This is a genomic window from Pseudomonas peli (assembly GCF_900099645.1).
Lineage (GTDB): Bacteria > Pseudomonadota > Gammaproteobacteria > Pseudomonadales > Pseudomonadaceae > Aquipseudomonas > Aquipseudomonas peli.
Map to the genome: position 1 here is coordinate 170619 of NZ_FMTL01000003.1, position 24841 is coordinate 195459.

Genomic DNA, 24841 nt, shown 5'->3' on the forward strand with positions numbered 1-24841 from the left:
CCACGCTGCCCGCTTTAACGGGCTAGTGTTTTCAGATAAGCAAACCCGCAGCTGCAAGGCTGCGGGTTTTGCCGTTTTCCGTACTCTCGAATGCAGGTTCAACCCATGCATGACAAGCAACTGTCCACCGAAGAACTGATTGCCCAGGATGTCGGTGCGCGTTCCCCGCTTGGGGCCATGGCGCAGGTGATCACCGGCCTGGCTCTGCTCTGGTCGCTGTTTCAACTGTGGATCGCCTCGCCGCTGCCGTTTGTGTTCGGTATTGGTGTGTTCAACGACACCGAAACCCGCGCTATCCACCTGGCGTTTGCCCTGTTGTTGGCGTTTCTCGCCTACCCGGCTTTTCGCAAATCGCCGCGTGATCGCGTGCCGCTGCTGGATATCGCCTTGGGCTTGGTCGCTGCAGCCAGCGCCGCCTACCTGTTTATTTTCTATCAACAGCTGGCTTTACGGCCCGGCAGCCTGACCACGGCTGACCTAGTGACGGCCTGTATCGGCATCCCACTGTTGCTGGAAGCTACGCGCCGCGCCCTGGGGCCGCCCTTGGCGATCATCGCCCTGCTGTTCCTCGTTTACAGCCTGGCCGGGCCGTATATGCCGGGGATGCTGGCGCACCGTGGGGTCAGCTTCAATGCCATGGCCAACCACCAGTGGATCACCACTGAAGGGGTGTTCGGCATTGCTCTTGGCGTGTCCACCAGCTTCGTATTTCTCTTTGTGCTGTTCGGCGCGCTGCTCGAGCGCGCAGGTGCGGGGCATTACTTTATTCAGCTGGCTTTCAGCATGCTCGGTCACTTCCGCGGTGGCCCGGCCAAGGCGGCCGTGGTGGCGTCGGGGCTGACCGGTCTGATTTCCGGCTCGTCGATTGCCAACGTAGTGACCACCGGCACCTTCACCATTCCGATGATGAAGCGCACCGGTTTTTCGGCTGAGAAGGCCGGCGCGGTGGAAGTGGCCTCGTCGGTGAATGGCCAGATCATGCCGCCGGTGATGGGCGCGGCGGCCTTTCTGATGGTCGAGTACATCGGCATGCCCTATGTCGAGATCATCAAACACGCCTTCCTGCCGGCGACGATTTCCTATATCGCCCTGCTGTATATCGTCCATCTGGAAGCGCTGAAGCTCGGCCTGCAACCAGTGGGCGGCAATCAGCCCAAGCCCTGGCTGCGCCGCCTGACCGGCTTCGCCTTCGGTGCAGCGCTGATCAGCGGCCTGTCGCTGGCGGTGTATTACGGCCTCGGCTGGCTCAAGCCAGCGCTGGGTGAATATGCCCTGCCGGGTATCGGCGCGCTGCTGGCTCTGGTCTACCTGGGCCTGCTGAAAATCGCCGCCAGCGTACCGGTACTGCCGGAGGAAGACCCGGACGCACCGCTCGACAAACTGCCGCAAACCCGCGCCGTACTGCTTTCCGGTTTGCACTTTCTGCTGCCGGTGGTGGTGCTGGTCTGGTGCCTGATGATCGAGCGTCTGTCTCCCGGCCTGTCGGCCTTCTGGGGCAGCGTCATGCTGGTGATCATCCTGCTGACTCAGCGTCCGCTGCTGAGCTGGCTGCGCACCGATGGCACGCATGCCCACGGCTCGTTTATGGACGGCGTGATTGACCTGCGTGAAGGCCTAATTGCTGGTGCGCGCAATATGATCGGTATCGGTATTGCCACGGCGGCGGCGGGCATCATCGTCGGCGCGGTGTCGCAAACCGGAGTGGGCCTGGTGCTGGCCGATCTGGTCGAGCTGTTGTCGATGGGCAACCTGCTGCTGATGCTGGTGCTGACGGCGATCTTCAGCCTGGTGCTGGGCATGGGCTTGCCGACCACTGCCAACTACATTGTGGTATCCAGCCTGCTGGTGCCGGTGATCGTGACCCTCGGGCAGCAGAATGGCCTGATCGTGCCGCTGATTGCCGTGCACCTGTTCGTCTTCTACTTCGGCATCATGGCCGACGTGACACCGCCGGTTGGCCTGGCCTCGTTCGCTGCTGCCGCGGTGTCCAAGGGTGATCCGATCAAGACTGGTCTGGAGGCCTTCTACTACAGCCTGCGCACAGCGGTGCTGCCGTTCCTGTTTATCTTCAACACTGACCTGCTGCTGATCGACGTGGATTTCTGGCACGGGGTGCTGATCTTTATCATCGCCACTGTCGCCATGCTGATCTTCGCCGCCGGCAGCCAGGGTTACTTCCTGGTGCGCAGCCGCTGGTACGAGAACCTGCTGCTGTTGCTGGTGGCGTTCACCCTGTTCCGTCCGGGCTTCTGGATGGACATGGTGCACGACCCTTACCGCGACATCCCGCCCGCGCAACTGGCCCAGGCCCTGGGTGATGTAGCCGATGGCAGCCAGCTGCGTTTGCGCATCAAAGGTGAGGATGCGGTCGGCGATGCCCGCGAATTCAGCCTGCTGCTGCCGGTGCCGGAAGGCGCCACGGGTGAAGAGCGCCTGGAGAAGCTCGGCCTGCTGATCTATGAAGAGGGCGGCAAGGTGCTGGTCGACAGCGTCACCTTCGGCAGTCCGGCGGCTGAAGCGGGCCTGGAGTTCGATCAGGAAATCCTCAAGGTGCGCGCGCCAACGGATCGCTGGACCAAAGAGCTGATGTGGATTCCTGGCTTCCTGGTGTTCGCCCTGGTGGTCTGGTTGCAGCGTCGCCGGCGTAAGCTAGAAGCCTAAGCGGCTGATCTTTGCCCAGCGTCGGTTAACAAAAAAGGCAGCTCCGGCTGCCTTTGCTATCTGTGGTGGTTTGCTTCAAGGCGAGGCCGGTTTCGCATTGCCGCCAGGCAACAACTCCGGCCTTTCCCTCTGCAGTTTGCTCTGCAGCATTTCCAATTGCTCCAACGCGGCGCGGGCTTCGTCGAGTTCGGTTTGGTTGCGTTCGCCGGACTGCGCGGCTTGTTCGATGCGTTCGCGGATGGTGGGGATCTGCTGCACGCCGCTGGCGTAGGCCATGATCTGGTCGCGGGTTTGCTGGTCTTCGAAGGCGCTGTACTGCGTCGGTTCGGCCAGCTGTGCGGCGGATGCGGGTTGGCGGGGTTTGAGTTGGCCCAGGGCTGGGCTGCGTGGGTCGCCTTGGTCGGCCATTAGCTGGATCAGCATCTGTGCTTCCTGGGCATTCAGTTGTGGTTCGCTGGGCGGTTCTTCCACCGATTTTTCTGCAGGCGCTGGGATTGCTACAGGTTGCTGTGCCGGCAGGGCGGCGGGCATATCGGGCAAGCGGATGGGCGGGCTGATCGGCGCTGCAGCCTGTGCTGCAGCGGCAGGCGCGGTGTCGGCCTGGGGCGTGCGCACAACGACGATGGCCACCGCCGTGATCACGCCGAGCAGGCCGATGCCGAGCCAGGCCTTCATAGTCCTTCTACCTTGGCGTTGGCCAGCAGGGCGTCGACGCGAGCCTGGAAGGCTTGAGTCAGCTGCTCCTTGGCGACGGCCTGGTTGACCTCATAGCGCACGCTCGGATCACTAAGCGGCAGTTGCTTATCCTCACGGCTACGCACCTGCACGATTTCGAAGGCGCCGTCGATTAGCATCGGTTGGGAAACGCTGTTCGCCTTCTGCAACAGGGCGGTCTTGCGCAGAAAATCCAGCTGCGCATCCTGCGGGCGAATCAGGCCGAGGTCGCCGGGTGGTGTGTTGTTCTTGGTATCCGCCAGTGAGTAACGGCGCACGGCTTCATCGAAGCTCAGATCCTGTTGCAGTTCGGCATATACCCGGTCGGCACTGGCTTGATCAGCCAGGCGGATATGGCTGGCTTGCACCTGGGCAACGTTGAGGTAGAGCTGCAGGTTGCGCTGGTAGTAGGCCTCGGCGTCCGCATCGCTGACTCGGCTGGCGCGTTCGCGCAGGCTGGCGGTTTCATGGTGGAAGTCGTTGTGCAGGCCAAGTTGATGCAGGTACTTGTGGCGGACGAGTTTGTCGCGCACCAACTGGCGGATGCCGGCCTGTTCGTCCGCGCTGAAGCCTTTCTCTCCGAGCTGATACCAGAGGTAGTCACGCAGCGCCTGCTGACGCACCTGTTCGGCCAGGTACACCAGGTTGCCCTGCTGCAGCTCCACCCGGCCTTGTACGTTGTCGCCTTGATACAGCTCCAGCAGGTTCAGGCGTTGTTCGGCCTGACCGGGGAATTGCCAACTGATCAGTTGCACCTGTGCGGCGTCGGCTTGCTGTTGGGGACTCAGTTGCAGGCTATCGAGCACCATGCCTTGGGTTGGCGCGGTTAGTACTTGGCGCAGGCGGGCGCTGCTCAGCGCCTGTGGCTGGCGCAGAAAGGGCCGTACATCGTGATCGAACTGGCGGCCGTAGACCTGCTCAATCAGGTTGGCGGCTTCGCGCTCGACCAGCGCATCCAGGTCACCGCTGTACTTGGTACTCAGCTCGGCTTCCACCTCGCGGGCCAGTAGGTGGTTTTCTGCCAGACCCGTGCGCAGCAGGCGCAGGTCGGTATTGAATTTGACCCGGGTCATGGCCTGCTCCAGCAGGCCGATGCTCTTGCCGGGCAGGCGTTCACCGTTGATGCGCATGTCCTGGCTGCCCAGGGCTGACAGGCAGATGCCGGTCAGCCCCAGTACCAGCAAACTGCGCTGGATGATCGCGCGCACCTTACAGGCCACCCTGGCCGTAGAAGGTGTTGGCACCCTTGGTCAGCACGCTGACGGTGAGGGCGATGGACTCCGGAATCAACTCCTTGGCCACTCGCAGGCGCGTAGCGTAGCTGGTGTCATACAGCGGCTCGGGACGCTGCTAGGCAACCTGCGCGGTCTGGGTCAGCAGATCGCGGATCGGCTTTTGCGGATCGTAACTGCCGACGCGGTTGGCCACTGCCGCCATATTGTTCAGGCCCTCGCTGAAGTAGTGATCATCCACCCAGCCTTCCCAGCCGGAGTGGCCATTGCCCGACGTAACCCAGGCATGGTGCGGCTGCGCGACATCGCCGGTGGTGTGCAGCGAGTAACCGATGGTTTGCAGCGAGGGCGCGTTCTTGAACTGATCGAACCAGTATTTGGCCAGATTATCGATGGGCTGGAAGGCTGCCGTTTGGAAGTCACCGTAGTGCGTCTGCCAGTTGGAGGAAGTGCCCTGACGGTAATGCGCTTCGGTGGTGTCGAAGTCGCTTTTCTTCAGCTCGCGGTTGTACAGGTAAACCATGGCGTACCAGTCAACGTCGCCGCTCCAGCTGCCATCTACCTTGCGGTAGCGGTAGTCGTAGCCACCGTGGTCGTTGCCGTGGGCGTCACCCTGGCGGGCCATGTTGATAAAGTGCCAGTACGACGTGTAGTTGACCAGCGAAGCGGCGGCACCATAAACCGGCGCGTGCTCATAGCCGACCCACCAGCCGCCCAGGCGGGTGTCCTGGAAATCGTCAACGTCATAGGCCGCCTGGCCGAGGATTTCCCCCGCACGGGCTTCGCTGCCGGCTGCGCCGACGTAGAACTGGTAGGCGCGTTTCATCTCGGGCGTGGCATGGGCCGAGTTGAGGAAGGCCAGGGCGTCCTTGACGATGTTTTTGTGCGTAGGTTGCGACCAGGCGCTGGCGTGACTGGCACTAAAAGCCAGGCCTAGACCAACGACCAGGGAGGTGAGGGTTTTCATAGGGAAGGCGCTCTTTTGTTGTTGGAGTTGAGCAGTATTAGCGGTCATTGATGGCAGAACTGTTGCAATGCCGCACTCCAACTTAAAGCCTATGCGTCGGGTTGCCTCAACCCAACTAAGGTTTGGTGGTATAGACCAATTTTCTTGTGCGTCTTAATCCGCACCGTTGTCTTCCTGATGCAAGGCCCCTGTCTCGCTGCTTTCCAGCACCACATAGGCGCTGGCGCAGAACAGTGAGTTGAGGCGCTTCATGTCGGCGATCAGCTCCATGTGCAGGGCGCTGGTTTCGATGCTTTGCACCACCTGATGGTGCAGGCGGCTGACATGGGCGTGTGCTAGGCGGCGTTCCTGAGCGCGGAAGCGGCGTTTTTCGCGCAGCAGCTGGCGCGCGCTTTCTTTGTCGGCAGAGAGAAACACCGAGAGGCCTAGGCGCAGGTTGGCCAGCAGCTGGGCGTGCAGGGCGGTGAGTTCTTCCAGGCCGCTGTCCGAGAAGGAATGGCGCTGCGCAGTTTTCTGATCCTGCACTTTGCCGAGCATGCGTTCGATGATGTCGCCGGCCTGCTCCAGGTTAACAGCCAGCTCGATGATCTCCGCCCAGCGCCGGCTGTCGTGCTCACTCAGCACCTCGCGTGGCACCTGCGCCAGGTAGAGTTTGACCGCGCTATAGAGCGCATCGACATCGTCATCCAGGCGGCGCAGCTCTTTGCCCAAAGCGGTTTGCCCGCCGCGCAAAACTTCCAGCAGGTGGTTGAGCATGGTTTCGATCAGGTCGCCGATGCGCAGGGTTTCGCGCACCGCATTGGCCAGCGCCAGGCTGGGAGTGGCCAGCGCGGTGGGGTCGAGATGGCGCGGGCGGGCGACGCCGTTTTCGTCCGGGCGATCCGGCAGCAGCCAATTACAGAAGCGTGCCATTAGCCCGACTGTGGGCAGCATCAGCAGGCAGCGTAGGCTGTTGTAGAGCAGGTGAAAGCCGATCACCAGCTCCTCGGGGCGCCAGTTCAGGCTGTCTAGCCAGTTGGCCAGCGGATCGAGAAACGGCATCACCAGCAGCAGGCCGATCAGTTTGTACAGCAGGCTGCCCAGGGCCACGCGTCGCCCGGCTGGGGTTTGCAGGCTGCTCGTGAGAAAGGCCAGCACGCCGCTGCCGATATTGGCGCCAATCACCAGGCCGATGGCCACCGGCAGGCTAATCAAACCGGCGCCAGTCAGGGTTGCTGTGAGCAGCACGGCTGCCAGGCTGGAATAGGAAGTCAGCGCAAACAGCGCGCCGACCAGCGCATCCAACAGCAGGTCGCCAGTCAGCGAGGCAAACAGCACGCGGATGCCCTGCTCCTGGGTGATTGGCGTGGCAGCGGCGACGATCAACTCGAGTGCCAGCAGCATCAGCCCCAGGCCGATGGCCACGCGGCCAAGCTGGCCGGCGCGGGTCTGTTTGCGCGAGAGAAAGAACACCACGCCGAGAAAGATCAGCAGCGGGCTCAGCCAGCTCAGGTCGAGGGTCAGTACCCGCGCCATCAGCGCCGTGCCGATATCCGCACCGAGCATGATTGCCAGCGCGGGAGTCAGCGCCATCAGTCCCTGAGCGACAAACGAAGTGACCAGCAGCGCGGTGGCATTGCTGCTCTGCACCAGCGCGGTCACGCCGATGCCGGCAGCAAAGGCCAGCGGCCGCTTGCTGACGTTATGGCTAAGCACCTTGCGCAGGTGCGAGCCATACACCCGCAGGATGCCGGTACGGACGATATGGGTGCCCCAGATCAGCAAGGCGACGGCAGACAGAAGATTCAGCAGGGTGAGCATGGTGCTGCTCCCTGGCGCGTCAGCCCGGTTGCAGCGTGACGCGTGGTTTTTACTTGTTATGAAGGCTAAAGCCCTATGTTTAGCTTTAGCTGGGGTTGGCGCTGCGCGCCAGCGAGCGACACAGGCTGTCGCGTAATCCCGTCAAGCTGCGTGAGCTGATAACCTTAGAACCTGTTTACGATCTAGCGAGCTAGAGCCGGGCAAGGCAAAAACGGCCGAGGAAGCGGAGTTTACGAGCTGTAAATGAGCATCCGAGGCTGTTTTTAACGCCGCCAGGCCGACGCGCAGCAGGTCGTGAGCAGGTTCTTGCCCGCTACTGAACGGAAGCGCCCCCTCTGATGCTCACGCTTTATCACGCCCCTGACCTGGAAACCCTTGGCGAGCTGGCCACCGCCCTGCTCGCCACGCCGATGCGTGAGCCCTTTGCGCCGGCGCTGGTGGTGGTGCCGAGTCAGGGCATGGGGCGCTGGCTGACCCTGGAGCTGGCGCGCAAGCAGGGCATTGCCATGCAGCTGGAGGTGCAGCTGCCGGCCAAGTTCGTCTGGGACCTCTCGCGCCTGTGCCTGGGGCAACTGCCGGAGCAGTCGGCATTCAGTCCCAGCAGCCTGAGCTGGCGCTTGTATGACTGGCTGTGCGAGCCGGCCCAGCTGGCTGAAGCACCGCGTCTGGCGCATTACCTGGACGGTGGCGATGAGCGCCGCAGGCTGTCATTGGCCGTGAAGATCGCTGACGTATTCGACCAATACCTGCTGTATCGCGACGACTGGCTGGCCGCCTGGGAGCGCAACGACTTGCTCGATCTCGGCCCGGATGAAGCCTGGCAGGCGCTGCTCTGGCGCGAGCTGACCAAAGACGGCCATCCACACCGCGCGCGGTTGCTGGAAGAGCTGCTCACCCGCTTGTATGACGCCACGCCCATCGCCGGGCTGCCCGAGCGCGTGCTGGTGTTCGGCATCAGTTCGCTGCCGCCGCACCATATGCGGGTATTGGAAGGCCTGGCGCGGCATACCCAGGTGATTGTTTTCGCCCTCAACCCGTGCCGCGAAGCCTGGGGCGAGATTCGCGATATTCGTGAGTTGGCCAGGCAGTCTGAGCTCAGTCCGGACGATTGGTATCTGGATGTCGGCCATCCGCTGCTGGCCAGCCTGGGCAAGCAGGGTCGCGATTTCTTCGACAGCCTGTTTAGCCTGGCCTCCAGCGAGGGCAGTCAGGAAATCGGCCTGTATTCCGAGGATGCTGACCTGCACGACGCCAGCCTGTTACAGGCGCTGCAGAACGACATCCTGCGCCTGCGTACACGCCAAGCCGATGAGCGCCTGTTGCTGCGCGAAGACGACCGCTCGCTGGAGCTGCACGTCGCCCACTCGCCGCTGCGCGAAGTGGAAATCCTGCATGACCAACTGCTTGCCCGCTTTGCCGCCGACCCCGCGCTGACGCCCGATCAGGTGGTGGTGCTGACCCCGGATATCGAGCGGTATGCGCCCTATATCGAAGCGGTGTTCGCCCCGCGCGAGGGTGTGCCTCGCGTGCCGTTCAGCCTGGCTGACCGCAGCCTGCGCGCAGAAATTCCGCTGATCGAAGCCTTTCTCAACCTGCTGGCGCTGCCGGACAGCCGCTTTGCTGCCGAGGAAATCCTCGCCTGGCTGGAACAGCCGTCTATTGCCCGCCGCGCAGGTATCGAAGCCGAAGATTTACCGCTGCTGCGCGACTGGCTGCGCGACGCGGGCGTGCGCTGGGGCCGTGATGAAACGCACCGCGAGCAACTGGGCCTGCCTGCCGACGCAGCCTTTACCTGGCGACAAGGGCTGGACCGCCTGCTGCTGGGCTTTGCCGCGCCGCCGCAGCTGGCCGGTCTGGCTGCACCGTTGCTGGGTGACAGTTGGCCGCTGGATGCGCTGGAAGGTGGCCGCGCACAACTGCTCGGGCGCTTGGCCGGTTTTGTCGAGCGTTTGGCCGCGCTGGCGCAGAGCCTGCAACGGCCGCGCGCCCTGGGCGAATGGGCCGAATCCCTGCAAGGACTGATCGATCAGCTGTTTGATGAGCGTGAGGCCGGCGAGACCTTGTTGCTGCTGTCCAAGGCCAGCGCGGCGCTCAAGGAACAGGGCGACGCCTCGGGGTTCGAGCGGCCGATTGAGCTGGCGCTGATCCGCCAGCAACTGACCGCCGCCTTGGAGCAGGGCAGCGCCGCCTCGGGCTTTCTCACGGGTGCGGTGACCTTCTGCACCATGGTGCCGATGCGCAGCCTGCCGTTCCGACTGGTCTGCCTGCTTGGCCTGGATGACGGCGCCTTGCCGCGCCGCACCCCGGCAGCGGGCTTTGACCTGATCAGCCAGAAACCCCGCCGTGGCGACCGCGCACGCCGTCTGGACGACCGTTACCTGCTGCTGGAAACCCTGCTCTCGGCCCGTGGCGGCCTATACCTGAGCTACGTCGGCCGCGACCCGCGCAGCAACGCCGAGCTGCCGCCTTCGGTTTTGGTCAGCGAATTGCTGGATGTGGTCGACCTCACGGCGGTAGATGGCAACGGCCCGGCCAGCGCAAGGGTTACTCACCACCATCCATTGCAACCCTTCGCGCCGGGTAACTTCGCCGGCAACCGCCATGCCGGCTTTGCCGCGCCCTGGTTCCACGCTGCGCAGCGTTTGAGTCAGGCGGTGCAAGCCCCCGCACCCTTTGCCAGTCCGTTGGATAAGCCGGATGAAGATTTGCCGGGCGGCGTTCCGCTCTCTATCGAACCCAGCCAGCTGATTCACTGTTTCAAACACCCGGCGCGCTACCTGCTGGAACAACGCCTTGGCCTGCGACTGGCGCAGAGCGAGGAAACCCTGGCCGGCGACGAGCCCTTTAGCGTCGAGTGGACCAGTCAGCATGGCCTGCGGCAGCTGGCGTTGCAGGCTATCGAGAACGGTTGGAGTGAACGCCAGGAGCGCGCCGTAGCTGCGGCGTCCGGCTGGCTGCCAGTGGGCGAACTGGGCCAGGCGCACTGGGGGCAGATTCGCGGGCCAATCCGCGCCTTTGCGCCAACCCTGTTTGACGAGCGCCCGGATGACGCGCCGCAACCGCTGTTGGTCGATATCGAGCTGGCGGGTGTGCGCATCCACGGCTGGCTGGATGGCGTGACCAGTGGGGGGTTGTTTGATTACCGCCTGCGTGATCTCGGCGCCTGGGAGCTGGCGCCGTTCTGGTTGCGTCACCTGCTGCTCAACTGCGCTGCCACCCCCGAAATCAGCCGCGACAGCCGCCTGCTCTCACCGAAAAGCGAATGGCGTCTGGGCGCGTTGGCGAATGCCAGTGAGCTGCTCTTACCCTGGCTGGAGGCGTACAAAAGCGCGCTGTGCGAGCCGCTGCCACTGTTTGCCAAATGCAGCCACGGTTTTGCCCGCAAATGGCGCAACCCCGGGCGCAAGGAACCGATTGACGCTGCCCGCAGCGAAGCGCGGTTGATGTGGCAAGGCAACGACCATATGACCGGCGAAGGCCAAGACCCCTGGAATGCCCTGGCCTTTCGCGACCGCGAGGCATTGGACGAACGCTTCGAGGCGCTGGCCGAACAACTCTACGGCCCGGCGTTGGATGCCCTGCAGGGTAGTGACGAGGACGAAGCATGAGCAGCGCTAGCCTGAACCTGCTGCAGGACAGCTTCACCGGCCGCTCGCTGATCGAGGCCAGTGCCGGTACTGGCAAGACCTGGACCCTGACGGCGCTGTACGCCCGTCTGCTGCTGGAGAAGCAGCTCAGCGTCAGCCAGATTCTAGTGGTGACCTTTACCACTGCCGCCACCGCTGAGCTGCGCGAGCGCATTCGTAAACGCTTGGCCGAGCTGCTGGCGGTGTATGACAACGGCCCAGGCGACGATAAGTTGCTCAATGATCTGCGTGCCCAGTATCCGGACGCGGCCAGCCATCGGCGTTTGCTGCTGGCGGTGCATGGCTTCGATGAGGCGGCGATCTTTACCATTCACGGTTTCTGTCAGCGCGCATTGCAGGATGCTGCGTTCGAGGCCGGTGGTGATTTTGACAACGAGCTGACCCACGACGACCGCGAGATTATCGACGCCCTGCTTGCCGACCTCTGGCGGCATGAGCTGGCCGCCGCCGAGCCAGAATGGGCGGCGTTTCTGGTGCAGCAGAAAATCACCCCGCAGAGCCTGCGCAAGCGTCTGCGCAATCACTTGGGCAAGCCCTATCTGCGTATCGAGCCGCAACCCGGTGCCAGCAGCGAGATGAGCGCCCTGCGCGCCGCCTGGCAGCAGGCGCAGCGCTGCTGGCTGAGTGAAAGCGCCGCCTGGCTGGCGCAGCTCAAGGCCTTCGACGGCTTTAAGAGCAATATGTGCAACCCGGCCAAGCTGGGCGTTTGGCAGGCTGAGCTTGATGGTTATTTCAGCGATGCGGCAGCGCTGTTCAGCAAGACCGAGTCGCACCGCCGGCTGGCCCGCGAAGGGTTAAACAAGGCCAGCAAAAAGGGCTGCGAAGCACCGGCCAATCCCCTGGCTGCTGCGCTGCAGGAACTCTGCGATGCGCTGGATTCGGCGCAGCCCGAGGCCGAACAACGGCTGATCGACCTGCAGGTGCGTCTGATCGGCCAGCTCAACGAGCAACTGCCGGCGCGCAAGGCAGCGCAGCGTCTGCTGGCCTTCGATGATCTGCTCAACAAGTTGCAGCAGGCGCTGCAAGGCGAGGGGGGCGAACACCTGGCCGGCACCTTGCGTACGCAATATCCGGTAGCGCTGATCGACGAATTTCAAGACACCGACCCGGTGCAGTACTGGGTGTTTCATCGCATCTATCAGGACGCTGGCGATCTGTGTTTTGTCGGCGACCCCAAGCAGGCCATCTACGCGTTTCGCGGTGCCGACTTAGCCACGTATTTAAAAGCCCGCAGCGAAGCCGCGCGGCAATACAGCCTGGCCACCAACCATCGCTCCACACCTGAGCTGATCGCCGCGCTTAACCAGCTGTTCGACCGCCCCATGCCGTTCGCCGAAAAAGGCCTGGCCTATCAGCAGGTCGGGGCCAGCGATCGCCCGCGCCCGCAGCTGGTGCTGCCACCCATGGAGGGCGAGGCGGACGCGCCGCTGGCGCTGGTCTGGCTGGATAACGACTATCTGGGCAAAGGTGAGGCGGGCACCTTGGTGGCGCGAGATACGGCGCGGCGTGTCGCTGCGGTGCTTAGTGCCAGCAGTCAGGGCCAGGCCTATTTCGACGATCAGGGCGAACAGATTCCACTTAAGGGCGGCGATATTGCTGTGCTGGTCGCCAGCCACCGTCAGGCCAGTGAGGTGGCTGCAGAACTGGCGGCCCGTGGCGTGCCCAGCGTGCGCCGCGGCAAGGAGAACGTCTGGCACAGCGAAGAGGCGGATGAGCTGTCCGCCGTGCTGGCTGCTTATGCCGAGCCGGGCCGTGAAGGCGCGTTGCGTTATGCCCTGGCCAGCCGTCTGCTGGGCCGCAGTGCCCAGGTGCTGGCTGCTTGTGCCGAGGATGCCCAGTCCTGGGACCGCGAGCGCGAAGATGCCGAGCGTTACCACCAGCTCTGGCAGCAACAAGGTTTTATGCGTGCCTTCCGCGCCTGGCTGGATGAGCAGCAGGTTGCCCAGCGCCTGCTGGCCCTGGTGGATGGCGAGCGCCGCCTGACCAACCTGCTGCACCTGGCCGAGCTGCTGCAAACCGAGAGCCTGCAACGCCCCGGTCTGGAGCAGTTGCTCGCCTGGTTTAACGCCCAACGCAGCGCCGAGGCCCATGGCGAGGACGCCCTGCTGCGCCTGGAAAGCGATGCCGAACGGGTGCAGATCGTCACCATCCACACCTCCAAGGGGCTGGAATACCCGCTGGTGTTCTGCCCCTACCTGTGGGACGGCGCGCTGCTGCGCCAGAGCGAAGACATCAGCTGCCACGCCGACGACGGCACACCGCTGCTGGACCTGGGCGGCGAGCAGATCGACACGCACCGCGAACGCGCCCGCCATGAGCGTTTCGCCGAGAAACTGCGCCTGACCTATGTTGCCCTGACCCGCGCCCGTGATCGCCTGTGGCTGCACTGGGGCCCAGTGGACTGCAAGCCCAGAAAAGACGGCACCCTTGGCGACAGCGGCCTGCACAGCAGCGCCCTGGCCTGGCTGCTGCATGGCCGCCAATTGCCGGGTGAAGATGCCCTGGCCGAGCTGGCCGGCCATCTGCAAAGCCTGAGTCCGCATGGGCTACGGGCCGAACTCGAACAGCTGATCGCCAGCAGCCAGGGCCAGATGACCCTTCAGCCGTTGCGTGACAGCGAGGCCAGCGCCGCCGGCGAGCAACGCGCCCCGGCCCCGCAGCAACTCGCCACCCTGCAGCGCAGCCTGCACAGCGCCTGGCGTGTCGGCAGCTTCTCCGGGTTGGCCGCCGGTATGCATATGGAAGCGCCAGACCGCGATGGCCTGGTGCTGCCGGATGCCAGCGAGCCGGGCACCGGCTTCTTCGCCTTCCCCCGTGGCGCGCGGGCTGGTACCTGCTTGCATGCGATTCTGGAAGATTGGGCGCGGGGCAAAGCTGCGCTGGCTGAGCTGATTGAGCCAGGGCTAAGCGGCCATGGCATCAGCAGCGACTGGCAGGCGGTGGCGCTGACTCACCTGCAACAGGTGATCGACGCCGATCTGGATGGCAATGGCCTGACCCTCGCCGGCCTCAACCCGGTGCGGCGCTTGCCGGAACTGGGTTTTATCTTCCCCCTGGCCGGGCTGGATGTGCAGCGCCTGCGGGCGATTCTCTGCGACCCGGCCCATGGTCTGGCCGCGCCCATGCGCGAGGCGGCGGCGCGGCTGGAATTCGACAGCCTCAAGGGCTTTCTCAAGGGCTTTATCGACCTGACCTTCGAACACGATGGGCGCTGGTATATCGCCGACTACAAATCCAACTGGCTCGGCCCGGACGCCAGCTACTACGGCGGCGAACGCCTGCTGCAGGCCCTGGCCGCCGAGCATTACTACCTGCAATACCTGATCTACCTGGTGGCGCTGCGGCGCTTTCTGCGTCAGCGTCTGGATGACTTCCAGAATGAGCAGCTGGGCGGTGCCTACTACCTGTTTCTGCGCGGTATGCCGAACGCTGGGGTGTATTTCTCGCGGCCCAGTGATGGGTTACTGGATGCCCTGGATAACCTGTTTGCGGAGGGCGCGTGATGCTTAACGATCTGCCCTTCGGCCCGCTGGAACGCGCTTTGGTCGACAGCCTGCAGCGCCTTGATCCGGCGGCCTCACCTGTGGTTTTGGCCTCGGCTGCGCTGCTATGTATGGCTCTGGACAAGGGCGATGTCTGCCTACCGCTGGTGCGTCTGGCGGGGCAGCGACCCTGGCCCGAACAGGATTTCCGCCTGCCGGCGCTGGCCGACTGGCAGGTGCAGCTGCAAGCCTCACTCCTGGTGGGCGGCGACGGTGATTTCACCCCGCTGATTCTTGAACACGGCCGCCTCTATCTGGCGCGCTACCAGGCCTACGAACGCCAGTTGGCGACCCATTTGCTGCAGCGCGCCGACGATCTGCCTGCGGTGGATGAGGCGCAATTGAGCGAGAGCCTGACCCGGCTGTTTGCGTTCAATGCGCAACAACCGGACTGGCAGCGACTGGCAGCTGCGCAAGCGGTGCGGCGCAAGCTGGCAGTGATCTCCGGCGGTCCCGGCACCGGCAAAACCACCACCGTAGTGCGTTTGCTCGCCGCGCTATTAGAGCAACCCGGCTGCGAAAATCTGGCTATCGGCCTGGCCGCGCCTACGGGCAAGGCCGCGGCGCGAATGGCCGAAGCGATCCGTAATGCCAAAGCCGAGTTGCCGGTCAGCGAGGCGATCAAAGCCGCCTTGCCGGATGAGGCGTGCACCTTGCACCGCCTGCTCGGCAGTCGGGGCGACAGCCCGCAGGTGCGGCATCACGCGGCCAACCCCCTAGCGCTGGATGTGCTGGTGGTGGACGAAGCCTCGATGGTCGACCTGGCGCTGATGGCCAAACTGCTCGATGCACTGCCGCCCACTGCACGATTGATCCTGCTCGGCGACAAGGATCAACTCTGCGCCGTGGAAGCAGGTGCGGTGTTTGCCGAACTCTGCGAGGGCCGTGGCTTTGATGCTCAGGCGGCGAGCGAACTGCAACGCATCACCGGCCAGCAGGTGCCGGTTAGCCAACCTAACTCGCAGCTCGGCGACGCCGTGGTGCTGCTGACCCACAGCCACCGCTTTGCCGGCGACAGCGGCATCGGTGAGCTGGCGCGGCGCATTAACGGCGGCGATGTCAGCGGTACGCTGAACCTGCTCAAGGAAGATCGCAGTGATCTGGCCTGGAATGCCCAGCCGACGCCCAACGAGCTGCTGGAACGTCTGGATCAGGGCTACGCGCCCTATATCAGCGCCGCCAAAAGCGCCGACCCCGCCGCCGCCTTCGCCGCGTTCAATGCCTTCCGCGCGCTTTGCGCCCAGCGCGAAGGCGCCTGGGGCGTAGCCGGCATCAACGAAGCCCTGGAGGCCCGCATCAAACGCCGCAGCCAGGTGGCCAGCCGCGAGCGCTGGTATGTCGGCCGGCCGATCATGGTGCGGCAGAACGACTACGCCCTCGGCCTGTTCAACGGCGATATCGGCATCTGCCTGCACACTGAATACGGCCTGCGCGTCTTTTTTGAAGGCGAAGACGGCTACCGCCCCTTCGCCCCGGCCCGCCTGCCCAGCCACGACAGCGCCTTCGCCATGACCGTGCACAAGAGCCAGGGCTCGGAGTTCAGTGAAGTGCTGCTGATGCTGCCCGAACTGCCCAGCCCCCTGCTGACCCGTAGCCTGTTCTACACCGGCATCACCCGCGCCAAACACAAGGTGGAAATCTGGGGTTTGCCGGCGCGTTTAAGCGAAGCCGTGGCCACCCGCGCCGAGCGGGCGGCTGGTTTGGCTGAGCGGTTGGCCACAACGTCTTTAATAGCAACGCCGCAGCCATTCGCAGCAGACGGCTCCACTCAATTTTCGCTTTTCTAAGGACCGTATGAAGTATGTTTTTCTGACGATATGGGCCGTGCTTTTTTTGCCGTTGGGAGGTTTCGCCAGCCTTGGTCTGTGGAGAAGCCCCGGTAGCTATCAGCGTTATCTGCTTATTGCCGGCGTGGCCTATGCCGCGGTTTGTAGCTTCAAGTTGATTCAAGAAGGCTACCGTAGCAGAGCTTTATTTGGTTCCAGCAATGTGGGCTTCTGGTTATGCCTGCTGCTGTTGCCATTGTGTTTGCTGCCCTTATACGGTGCCTACGAAACCTGGTTGCAGGGTATTTATGTACCCAACTCTTCAGGGCGTAAGACATACTTGAGCAGTTTGCTACTGGAGGGTTTGCAAGCTTTGGTCGGTCATTGGGGGCCGATCATCGCGTTGTTGGTATTTGGGCTGGGGATGATGTTTTTTCTGCTGGGCATGATCCGTCAATACCGCCGCTGACGTTGCGGTAGGCTGCCGTGTAATCCGTCTGAACGCCTACACTGCGAAAGCAATTACTGAGTTTTGCGATCCGCCGCGGTGCTGACCGCTAAGGTTGAGGCGCAATGCGCATTCGAACACTTATCTGTTTGTTCTTAAGCCTGGCGCTCTGCACCAGCGTCCTGGCGGCGCCGTTGCGCCTAGTCACCGGCGATGACTACGCGCCCTTTACCGGCAAGGCGCTGCCTGCAGGTGGCATGCTGACGCAGTTGGTGCGTGCGGCGTTGCAGCGCAGCAGCATCGCCAGCAGCCTGGACTGGCAGCCTTGGAAGCGCGGTTACCTGAAAACCCTGCAAGGCGATTACGACGCGACATTCCCGTATGTCCGCACTGCGCAGCGTGAAGAGGTGTTTCTCTACTCGGAGCCGTTGTTTACCGCCGAGCAGTATATTTTCAGCCGGGCAGGTGAGGTAATCGAGCTCGATGATGTCCCCAGTATGCAAGGGTTGCGACTCTGCTACCCGCTGGGTTGGCAGCCGCCACCCATCATTCAGCAGTTGCTGGATGATGGGCAGTTACGCCGGCATTCCCCTACCGGATTGAATGAGTGCGCCCGTTTGTTGTTGATGGACCGCGATGATTTTTTTATCTCGGATCGACGCCTGGGCGAGACCGCGTTGCAATTGAGCGGTGTGCCTTTAGAACGCTTTCGTCGCTCCAACAGCGCCATCAACCGCAGCACCCTGCACCTGATCGTACCGCGCAGCCACCCGCAGGCGGCGGTGATCATCGCGCAGTTCAATCAGGGCTTGGCGCAGTTGCGCGCCAGTGGCGATTATCAGCGCATGCTTGAGCGCAACCTGCAGCAGAGTGAGGTCGCTGCGCCCTGAGTTGGCGCAGTGGCTTCATGGCCGGCCATCCCTGGCGGCCACCCAGCTATTTCTTAAGTTTGGGGTTAGGAAAGAACTGCACGACTTGCACTTTGGGGTCGGCAACCTTGGGTTTCAGGGCGCTGATATTGACCCGTGTGGGCAGTTCACGCGGCACCGAGTTGCCGCGTTCGTCCAGGGTGTCGGCGTAGCCGCAGCCAATGCACTCGCGGTGCGGCACGCCGTCCACGTTCCACATCTGGATCTTGTCCATTTCGCTGCACGCCGGGCAGACCGCGCCGGCGATAAAGCGTTTTGCGCTGATATTCACAGGTGCATCTGTCATGCGGCCTCCTGGCTCAAACCAAGGTGGCGCAGCAGCGCGTCGATCGACGGCTCGCGGCCACGGAAATCCACAAACAGCACCATCGGTGCCTGCGAGCCGCCGCGCGCCAAGATGGCTTCACGGAAGGCTTGCCCAGTGGCGCTGTTGAATACGCCTTCTTCCTCAAACTTGGAGAAGGCATCGGCGCTCAGCACTTCGGCCCATTTGTAGCTGTAGTAACCGGCCGCGTAACCGCCGGCGAAGATGTGCGCAAAGCTATTGGGGAAGCGGTTGTAGGCGGGTGGACGCAGCACCGAGACTTCCTGGCGGATGCCTTCGAGCACGTCCAGCACGCTGCGGCCGTCGCCGTGGGTGGCGTGCAGTTCGAAGTCGAACAGGCTGAACTCGATTTGCCGCACCATCATCAGCCCGGACTGGAAGTTCTTCGCCGCCAGCATCTTGTCCAGCAGGTCCTGTGGCAGCGGTTCACCGGTCTCGTAGTGTCCGGAGATCAGCGCCAGGCCTTCCGGCTCCCAGCACCAGTTCTCCATAAACTGGCTCGGCAGCTCCACCGCATCCCAGGCCACGCCGTTGATGCCGGATGCTCCGGCGTGTTCGACGCGGGTCAGCAGGTGGTGGAGGCCGTGGCCGAATTCGTGGAACAGGGTGGTGACTTCATCGTGGGTCAGCAGCGCCGGCTTGCCGCCAACGGCTGGGGTGAAGTTGCACACCAAATTGGCCACTGGGCTGATCAGCGTGCCATCGGCCGTGCGGCGTTTGTCACGCGCGCCGTCCATCCACGCACCGCCGCGTTTGTTGGCGCGGGCGTAGAGGTCGAAGAAGAAACGCCCGACGTGCGCGCCGTTTTCAGTGATTTCAAACAGGCGCACATCCGGGTGCCAGGTGTCGAAGCCGGACAGCTCGTTGATCTGGATGCCGTAGAGTTTCTCGACGATGGCGAACAGGCCGGTCAGCACCTTGTCGATGGGGAAGTAGGCGCGCAGGATTTCCTGGGAAATGCTGTAGCGCTGCTCGCGCAGTTTCTCGCTGTAGTAGCCGACGTCCCAGCTTTGCAGCTCGTTGCAGCCCTGTTCAGCGGCGAAGGCTTGCAGTTCGCGCAGGTCTTGTTCCGCAAACGGCTTGCCGCGTACGCCCAGATCACGCAGGAAGCTCAGCACCTGATCGGTGGTTTCAGCCATTTTGCTGGCCAGGCTCAGTTCTGCGTAGTTGCCGAAACCCAGCAGCTTGGCCAGTTCCTGACGCAAGGCGAGAATCTCCTGCATCACCGGGCCATTGTCGTTCTGCCCGGCATTCGGCCCCTGGTCGGAGGCACGGGTGCAGTAAGCGGCATATAGCTCTTCACGCAGCGCGCGGTCGTTGGCGTAGGTCATCACCGCAAAATAGCTGGGGAATTCTAGGCTGATCAGCCATCCGTCCAGGCTCTTGGCCTCGGCAGCCTGCTTCATCTGCGCCTTGGCTGACTCGGTCAGGCCATCCAGAGCGGCCTCGTCGGTGACGTGCTTGGTCCAGGCCTGAGTGGCATCCAGCAGCTGGTTGGAGAACTTGCTGGCCAGCTCGGAGAGCTTCATCTGGATCTCGCCGTAGCGCTTCTGCTGCTCGGCCGGCAGGTCGATACCGGACAGGCGGAAATCGCGCAGGGCATGTTCGAGGATGGTCTGCTGTGCTACGTCGAAGCCAGCGGCTGCGTGGCTCTCGGCCAGCGCCTGATAGGCCTGAAACAGCGGCTGGTTCTGGCCGATTTCGGTCCAGTATTCGGACAGCTTGGGCAGACAGGCCTCGTAGGCGGCGCGCAGCTCGGGGCTGTTGCACACGGCGTTCAGGTGGCTGACCGGGCTCCAGGCCTGGCCCAGGCGCGCGCCCAGTTCGTCCAGGGCCAGCACCAGGCCGTCCCAGCTTGGGTCAGCGGCCTGTTGTTCCAGCAGACGGCTCATGGCCGCGCGGTTGTCGGCCAGAATCTGTTCGACGGCGGGCTCGACATGCTCCGGACGGATGGCGCTGTAGGGGGGCAGATCGAAGGCTTGCAGCAGCGGGTTAGTGGCAGTCACGACAGGTCACCTGTTACGAAATGGGTTTGCAGCTGTGACCCTGGCGGGCGCAAAAGGCTCCCAGGGGCAGGCTTGAATGGACAGCGGGCGTCATAAAGCAGCGCAGTTGTCCTGAACATGGGTGCCATCTTAATTACAATCAAGGCCAGACGCAGCTTAAGAGGTTTCTATCGTGGCGATTCGTACTTACCAGCAGTTCACCCCGCAGCTTGGCGAGCGGGTATTTGTCGATGCCTCGGCGGTGGTGCTGGGCGATGTGGAGATTGGCACCGACAGCTCGGTGTGGCCGCTGGTGGTGATCCGTGGCGACATGCACAGCATCCGCATCGGTGAGCGCAGCAGTGTGCAGGACGGCAGCGTGTTGCACATCACCCATGCCGGGCCGTTCAACCCGCAGGGTTTTCCGCTGAATATCGGCGACGAGGTGACCATCGGCCACAATGTCACTTTGCACGGTTGCAGCCTGGGTAACCGCATTCTGGTCGGCATGGGCAGCATCATCATGGACGGTGCTGTGGTGCAGGATGAGGTGGTGATCGGTGCAGGCTCCCTGGTGCCGCCGGGCAAAGTGTTGGAAAGCGGTTACCTGTACGTCGGCAGCCCGGTGAAACAGGCGCGGCCACTGACAGACAAGGAGCGCAGTTACTTCGGCTACAGCGCGGCCAACTACGTGCGGCTAAAGGACCAGCATCTGCTGGAAGGTTATGCCGGCTGATGAGCGAACCTGTCATGCATTACCAGAACATCCTGTTTGACCTCGACGGCACACTGACTGATCCGCGTGAGGGGATTACCCGCTCGGTACAGCATGCGCTGGCCAAGTTGGGCATTGAGGAGCCTGACTTACAGGCGCTGGAGCACTTTATCGGCCCACCGCTGCTGCAGTGTTTTATGCAGACCTACCAGTTCGACGAGGCCACCGCCTGGCAGGCGGTGAACCATTACCGCGAGCGCTTCCGCGAGGTCGGGTTGTATGAAAACCAGCTATTCGACGGCGTGGGCGAACTGTTGCAGCTGCTGCAGAACCAGCAGCGCACGCTGTATATCGCCACCAGCAAACCGACGGTGTTTGCCGAGCAAATTGCTAAGCACTTTGGTTTCGCGAAGCACTTCAAGGTGATCTACGGCAGCGAACTGGACGGCACGCGTACCGACAAGGTTGAGCTGATCGCCCACCTGCTGGAAAAAGAACAATTGCCGGTGCAGAGCACACTGATGATCGGGGATCGTAAGCACGACCTGATCGGCGCGCGACGTAATGGCCTGGATGCGGCAGCGGTGGGCTATGGCTTTGGCAGCTTTGCCGAGTTGCAGGCCGAAGCGCCGACCTATCACTTCCACAGCCTGACCGAGTTGCACCAGGCGTTTGTGCGGTAAGTGTCGTATGCGGGCTGCCTGGATCAGGCAGCCCGCATACGAGGATTAGCCGTTTTTCTGGTAGATGATCTTCTTGGTGCCGCCGTCGCAGCTGCCGACCACCATATTGGGGTCTTGGGCGTCTTCGTTGGGCACGATTTCCAGGGTGTAGCTGGCAACGCCGGCGGCCTGGATTTTCACTTCGATCTCCGCACGCAGCTCTTCGCAGGGCTTGGGTGCGGCCAACACGCTGGTGCTGAGTAGGCCAAGCAGCACGGCTAGGGTGAATTTGTTCATTGCATCGCTCCTTTTGCGTGAACAGAAACTACTGATGTTGGAGTGGGAACTCGGTACGTAAGTTCTAAGAGCCCGCAGATAAGTCCATCAGCGCCTGATGCCGTTCGCGTTCGGGCAACTCGCCCAAGGCGGCGACACGCTGATAAAAGCGCGGCCAATCGCGCTCAACGTGTTCAAACAGCGCGGCGAAGGCCGGCACCCATTGATCATAGAGGCCAAACGGCAGCAGCTTGGCGTTGTTTATCGGCGCGTTGATCCAGTCGTCGTAACGCCCGCTACCGCCCCACTCGCGTTTGCTGAGTGCATGGTATTCGGCGCGCAGGCGGGCGATCTCGGCCTGCTTGCCACTGCGCATCTGCGCGGGCGGCAGGTCGCTGGCATAAAGCTGCTGCAGGCGAGCTCGGCTGGCCAGCACCAGGGCGATAAATTGCTCGCGCTGTTGTTCGCCCTGCGGATCGTTAGGCGGCAGCCCCTGTTTGATGCGCCATTGGCTTAGGCCTTCACGCTCGACAAAGCTGGCGAATGATTCGTTGAACGCGGTGTCGTTAGCCACATACAGCTGCTGGTGCGCCAGTTCGTGGAAGATCACCGCCACCAGGCGCTCATCGCTCCAGCGCAGCATGGTGTTGAGAATCGGGTCATCGAACCAGCCGAGGGTGGAATACGCCTCGACGCCGCCCAGGTAGGTGTCCAGGCCCTGCTGTTTCAGCAGTGCTGCCGAACCACGTGCGCGGCCTTGGCTGTAGAAGCCGCGATAGGCCACGCAACCGGCGATGGGAAAACAATACAGCTCGGGCGATAGGGAAAATTCCGGGGTGGCAAACACATTCCACACTACAAACGGCCGCTGAATATCGGCGTACAGGCGGTAGCTGTCATTGTCGGGCAGGCTCAGCTGGGCGCTGGCGAAATCCCGCGCCTGTTGAGCCAGGGCCAGGCGTTGCTTGAGTTCGGGGTCGGCAGTCGGGTTCTCCAGCAGCTCGGCAATCGGTTCGCGCGCCTGCAGCAGGTGCAGTTGCCCGCCGGCCAGATGGCTGTAGTAGTCCAGGGTGCTGCAGCCGTTCAGCAGCAGCGCAGCGGCCAGCGGAACCCAGCGCCAGAGCAGAGCGTCGAACATGGATCAGTACCCGTGAGTAAACAGGCTGTCACGCTAGCGCATCGGCGCTGCTGCCTCCAGCACGGGATCGGCGTAGGCTAACTGTCGTTGCGATTTATGGAGGTGTCCCATGCGTTACCTGGCTTTGCTTGGCGGTGTGCTGGTGCTCAGCGCCTGCGCCTCTCCCGTGCCTGCGCCTGATCCGAGCCAAGCCTGGGTGGACCTGCGCAGTAATGCCGGCACCCTGTTGATGGCCGATCGCCTTGATGGCCAGCGCCTCAACGATGGTCGTTACTTTCAGGTGCCTGCTGGTGCTCATGAGCTGCAGGCGCGCTTTCAGTTCGAGGTGAACGGCGGCGGTGGCCTGGATGGCGCCTATGAGCCGCGTCAGGTGACCTGTGAGATTCGCGTGCGGCATGACAATTTCGTGGCCGGCCAGCGCTACCGGTTGGAAGCCAGACCTATGCAGATGAAAGCGCAGGCCTGGCTGTATGACGAGCAACGCAATGTGCTGGCGCGCGGTAAGGTTTTACGCTGCGGCACCTTCTGATCAGCTGTCGAGCACCGCTTCTAGGGTGATCTCGGCGTTCAGCACCTTGGACACCGGACAGCCATTCTTGGCGGTTTCTACGGCTTTCTCGAAGGCCGCGCGGTCGGCGCCGGGGATGCGCGCCTTGAGCGTCAGATGCACGGCGGTGATGGAAAAACCGCCGTCGGCTTTGTCCAGGGTGACTTCCGCTTGTGTGTCGATACTCTCAGCGGTCATTCCGGCTTCGCCCAGCTCCTTGGACAGCGCCATGGAAAAGCAGCCGGCGTGAGCGGCGCCCAGCAGTTCCTCCGGGTTGGTGCCCGGCTGATCTTCGAAGCGGGTGTTGAAGCCATAGGGCGCGCTTTTCAGGGCGCCGCTCTGGGTCGAGATCGTACCTTTGCCGTCCTTGATGCCACCTTGCCAGTGGGCTGATGCTGTCTTCTTCATCCGAGTTCTCCAGTGCATGGGTTACAAGGTTGAGAGCAGGCTGAGGTGGCACAAGTTCGAAAAATAAGTCCCGCCAGTCGGTTAACGCAGTTGCGCGACCAGCTCGAACGCATGCAGTCGGTCGGCAAAGTCGTACAGGTCGCAGGTGAAAATCAGTTCATCGGCACCGGTCTGTTCCAGTAGCACTTCCAGGCGTGCGCGCACCTTGTCCGGGCCGCCGATCATCGCCATGCCGAGGAAGCTGCTCACTGCTTCTTTTTCATGCGGCAACCACAAGCCCTGCATGCTGGTAACGGGCGGCCTCTGCACCAGACTCTGGCCGCGAATCAGCGCGAGGATGCGCTGGTAGGCCGAGGTGGCCAGGTATTCAGCCTGTTCATCTGTGTCGGCAGCGATCAGCGGTACGCCGAGCATTACATAGGGTTTGTCGAGCACCTCAGAGGGCTTGAAGTGATTGCGGTAGACGCGAATCGCCTCATGCATATAGCGCGGCGCGAAGTGCGAGGCGAAGGCGTAAGGCAGGCCCCTCTCACCAGCCAGCTGGGCGCTGAACAGGCTGGAGCCGAGCAGCCAGATTGGCACATTGGTGTCGCTGCCAGGCATGGCGATCACCCGCTGATCCGGCGTGCGTGGCCCAAGGTAGCGCTGCAGCTCTGCAACATCCGCCGGGAAGTCATCGGCGTTGCCAATCCGGTCGCGGCGAAGCGCCTGGGCGGTGAAGTGATCGGCCCCAGGTGCACGGCCCAGGCCCAGCTCGATGCGGCCGGGATAGAGCGTGGCCAGGGTGCCGAACTGCTCGGCGATCACCAGCGGCGCATGGTTGGGCAGCATTACCCCGCCGGAGCCCAAGCGAATCTTCGACGTGCCAGCTGCCAGGTAGCCGAGCAGCACGGCGGTGGCTGAACTGGCGATGCCATCCATATTGTGGTGTTCGGCCACCCAGAAACGCTCGAAGCCCAGGCGTTCGACATGCTGCGCCAGCGCCAGGGAATTGTGCAGGGCCTGGGCGGCGTTACCGTCATCGCGAATCGGGGCGAGGTCCAGGGTGGAGAATTTGCTCTGTGCGAGTGCGCTCATCG

Annotated in this window: 19 protein-coding genes; 9 read left to right on the plus strand and 10 right to left on the minus strand. The window is 63.0% G+C overall.

Annotation, left to right across the window (positions count from 1 at the left end; genetic code table 11):
• The first annotated feature begins 105 nt into the window (after positions 1-105).
• Positions 106-2661 carry a TRAP transporter permease gene (locus tag BLO50_RS15370; protein ID WP_090254464.1) on the plus strand — a complete coding sequence of 852 codons (2556 nt, stop codon included), beginning with the start codon at positions 106-108 and terminating at the stop codon, positions 2659-2661.
• Between the two features lie 75 nt (positions 2662-2736).
• Here BLO50_RS15370 and BLO50_RS15375 read toward each other — a convergent pair whose 3' ends face one another.
• From BLO50_RS15375 to BLO50_RS15390, 4 genes are all read right to left on the minus strand, one after another.
• The gene (locus BLO50_RS15375; RefSeq protein ID WP_090254465.1) at positions 2737-3336 is read right to left on the minus strand and encodes a hypothetical protein; all 600 of its coding nucleotides are present in this window, start codon (positions 3334-3336) and stop codon (positions 2737-2739) included.
• Positions 3333-4583: a peptidylprolyl isomerase gene (locus BLO50_RS15380; protein WP_169852808.1), complete on the minus strand. Its 1251-nt coding sequence runs from the start codon at positions 4581-4583 to the stop codon at positions 3333-3335. Before BLO50_RS15380 ends, BLO50_RS15375 begins: the two co-directional genes overlap by 4 nt.
• 142 nt (positions 4584-4725) lie before the next feature.
• Positions 4726-5574: a phospholipase C/P1 nuclease family protein gene (locus tag BLO50_RS15385; protein WP_169852807.1), complete on the minus strand. Its 849-nt coding sequence runs from the start codon at positions 5572-5574 to the stop codon at positions 4726-4728.
• Between the two features lie 153 nt (positions 5575-5727).
• Complete coding sequence (locus BLO50_RS15390) at positions 5728-7374, minus strand: Na/Pi cotransporter family protein (RefSeq protein ID WP_090254467.1); 1647 nt, start codon at positions 7372-7374, stop codon at positions 5728-5730.
• A 338-nt stretch (positions 7375-7712) separates the two neighbouring features.
• Between BLO50_RS15390 and recC the strand changes: the two genes are divergently transcribed.
• The 5 genes from recC to BLO50_RS15415 all read left to right on the plus strand — a co-directional run bounded on the left by recC (position 7713) and on the right by BLO50_RS15415 (position 17667).
• On the plus strand, positions 7713-10982 hold the full coding sequence (gene recC, locus BLO50_RS15395; RefSeq protein ID WP_090254469.1) for an exodeoxyribonuclease V subunit gamma: 3270 nt from the start codon (positions 7713-7715) through the stop codon (positions 10980-10982).
• Positions 10979-14524, plus strand: a complete 3546-nt coding sequence (recB, locus tag BLO50_RS15400; RefSeq protein WP_090254471.1) for an exodeoxyribonuclease V subunit beta — start codon at positions 10979-10981, stop codon at positions 14522-14524. The genes recC and recB overlap by 4 nt, the downstream gene beginning before the upstream one ends.
• Entirely contained in the window at positions 14524-16350 is a 1827-nt protein-coding gene (recD, locus tag BLO50_RS15405) for an exodeoxyribonuclease V subunit alpha (protein ID WP_186343781.1), read from the plus strand. The genes recB and recD overlap by 1 nt, the downstream gene beginning before the upstream one ends.
• A gap of 7 nt (positions 16351-16357) precedes the next feature.
• Positions 16358-16798: a hypothetical protein gene (locus tag BLO50_RS15410; protein ID WP_090254475.1), complete on the plus strand. Its 441-nt coding sequence runs from the start codon at positions 16358-16360 to the stop codon at positions 16796-16798.
• 104 nt (positions 16799-16902) lie between these two features.
• Entirely contained in the window at positions 16903-17667 is a 765-nt protein-coding gene (locus BLO50_RS15415) for a substrate-binding periplasmic protein (protein ID WP_090254477.1), read from the plus strand.
• A 46-nt stretch (positions 17668-17713) separates the two neighbouring features.
• Here the strand turns inward: BLO50_RS15415 and BLO50_RS15420 are convergent, their stop codons facing one another.
• The gene (locus BLO50_RS15420) at positions 17714-17992 is read right to left on the minus strand and encodes a YheV family putative zinc ribbon protein (protein ID WP_090254479.1); all 279 of its coding nucleotides are present in this window, start codon (positions 17990-17992) and stop codon (positions 17714-17716) included.
• A complete protein-coding gene (prlC, locus tag BLO50_RS15425) occupies positions 17989-20037 on the minus strand; it encodes an oligopeptidase A (protein WP_090254481.1) in 2049 nt (682 codons plus the stop codon). The genes BLO50_RS15420 and prlC overlap by 4 nt, the downstream gene beginning before the upstream one ends.
• Before the next feature lie 172 nt (positions 20038-20209).
• On the opposite strand from prlC, the gene BLO50_RS15430 reads away from it, so the two are divergent.
• Together BLO50_RS15430 and BLO50_RS15435 are read left to right on the plus strand one after the other, a co-directional pair.
• Positions 20210-20752 (plus strand): gamma carbonic anhydrase family protein, encoded by a 543-nt coding sequence (locus BLO50_RS15430; RefSeq protein WP_090254484.1) that lies wholly within the window; start codon positions 20210-20212, stop codon positions 20750-20752.
• 14 nt (positions 20753-20766) lie between these two features.
• Positions 20767-21414: an HAD family hydrolase gene (locus BLO50_RS15435; protein WP_090255158.1), complete on the plus strand. Its 648-nt coding sequence runs from the start codon at positions 20767-20769 to the stop codon at positions 21412-21414.
• A 45-nt stretch (positions 21415-21459) separates the two neighbouring features.
• Here BLO50_RS15435 and BLO50_RS15440 read toward each other — a convergent pair whose 3' ends face one another.
• Positions 21460-21690, minus strand: coding sequence for a DUF1161 domain-containing protein (locus BLO50_RS15440; protein WP_090254486.1), 231 nt, complete (start codon positions 21688-21690; stop codon positions 21460-21462).
• 64 nt (positions 21691-21754) lie between these two features.
• On the minus strand, positions 21755-22807 hold the full coding sequence (locus BLO50_RS15445) for an aminopeptidase (RefSeq protein WP_090254489.1): 1053 nt from the start codon (positions 22805-22807) through the stop codon (positions 21755-21757).
• Between the two features lie 109 nt (positions 22808-22916).
• Between BLO50_RS15445 and BLO50_RS15450 the strand changes: the two genes are divergently transcribed.
• Positions 22917-23336 (plus strand): PA0061/PA0062 family lipoprotein, encoded by a 420-nt coding sequence (locus BLO50_RS15450; RefSeq protein WP_090254491.1) that lies wholly within the window; start codon positions 22917-22919, stop codon positions 23334-23336.
• Here the strand turns inward: BLO50_RS15450 and BLO50_RS15455 are convergent, their stop codons facing one another.
• Positions 23337-23762: an OsmC family protein gene (locus BLO50_RS15455; RefSeq protein WP_090254493.1), complete on the minus strand. Its 426-nt coding sequence runs from the start codon at positions 23760-23762 to the stop codon at positions 23337-23339.
• 81 nt (positions 23763-23843) lie between these two features.
• Complete coding sequence (locus BLO50_RS15460) at positions 23844-24839, minus strand: LLM class flavin-dependent oxidoreductase (protein ID WP_090254495.1); 996 nt, start codon at positions 24837-24839, stop codon at positions 23844-23846.
• Positions 24840-24841: the final 2 nt, after the last annotated feature.

Bases quoted from the DNA above. Each gene is read 5' to 3' on its own strand.
- BLO50_RS15370 (WP_090254464.1), top strand. From the start codon at position 106: ATGCATGACAAGCAACTGTCCACCGAAGAACTGATTGCCCAGGATGTC.
- BLO50_RS15375 (WP_090254465.1), bottom strand. From the start codon at position 3,336: ATGAAGGCCTGGCTCGGCATCGGCCTGCTCGGCGTGATCACGGCGGTG.
- BLO50_RS15385 (WP_169852807.1), bottom strand. From the start codon at position 5,574: ATGAAAACCCTCACCTCCCTGGTCGTTGGTCTAGGCCTGGCTTTTAGT.
- BLO50_RS15390 (WP_090254467.1), bottom strand. From the start codon at position 7,374: ATGCTCACCCTGCTGAATCTTCTGTCTGCCGTCGCCTTGCTGATCTGG.
- recC (WP_090254469.1), top strand. From the start codon at position 7,713: ATGCTCACGCTTTATCACGCCCCTGACCTGGAAACCCTTGGCGAGCTG.
- recB (WP_090254471.1), top strand. From the start codon at position 10,979: ATGAGCAGCGCTAGCCTGAACCTGCTGCAGGACAGCTTCACCGGCCGC.
- recD (WP_186343781.1), top strand. From the start codon at position 14,524: ATGCTTAACGATCTGCCCTTCGGCCCGCTGGAACGCGCTTTGGTCGAC.
- BLO50_RS15410 (WP_090254475.1), top strand. From the start codon at position 16,358: ATGAAGTATGTTTTTCTGACGATATGGGCCGTGCTTTTTTTGCCGTTG.
- BLO50_RS15415 (WP_090254477.1), top strand. From the start codon at position 16,903: ATGCGCATTCGAACACTTATCTGTTTGTTCTTAAGCCTGGCGCTCTGC.
- BLO50_RS15420 (WP_090254479.1), bottom strand. From the start codon at position 17,992: ATGACAGATGCACCTGTGAATATCAGCGCAAAACGCTTTATCGCCGGC.
- BLO50_RS15435 (WP_090255158.1), top strand. From the start codon at position 20,767: ATGCATTACCAGAACATCCTGTTTGACCTCGACGGCACACTGACTGAT.
- BLO50_RS15440 (WP_090254486.1), bottom strand. From the start codon at position 21,690: ATGAACAAATTCACCCTAGCCGTGCTGCTTGGCCTACTCAGCACCAGC.
- BLO50_RS15445 (WP_090254489.1), bottom strand. From the start codon at position 22,807: ATGTTCGACGCTCTGCTCTGGCGCTGGGTTCCGCTGGCCGCTGCGCTG.
- BLO50_RS15450 (WP_090254491.1), top strand. From the start codon at position 22,917: ATGCGTTACCTGGCTTTGCTTGGCGGTGTGCTGGTGCTCAGCGCCTGC.
- BLO50_RS15455 (WP_090254493.1), bottom strand. From the start codon at position 23,762: ATGAAGAAGACAGCATCAGCCCACTGGCAAGGTGGCATCAAGGACGGC.
- BLO50_RS15460 (WP_090254495.1), bottom strand. From the start codon at position 24,839: ATGAGCGCACTCGCACAGAGCAAATTCTCCACCCTGGACCTCGCCCCG.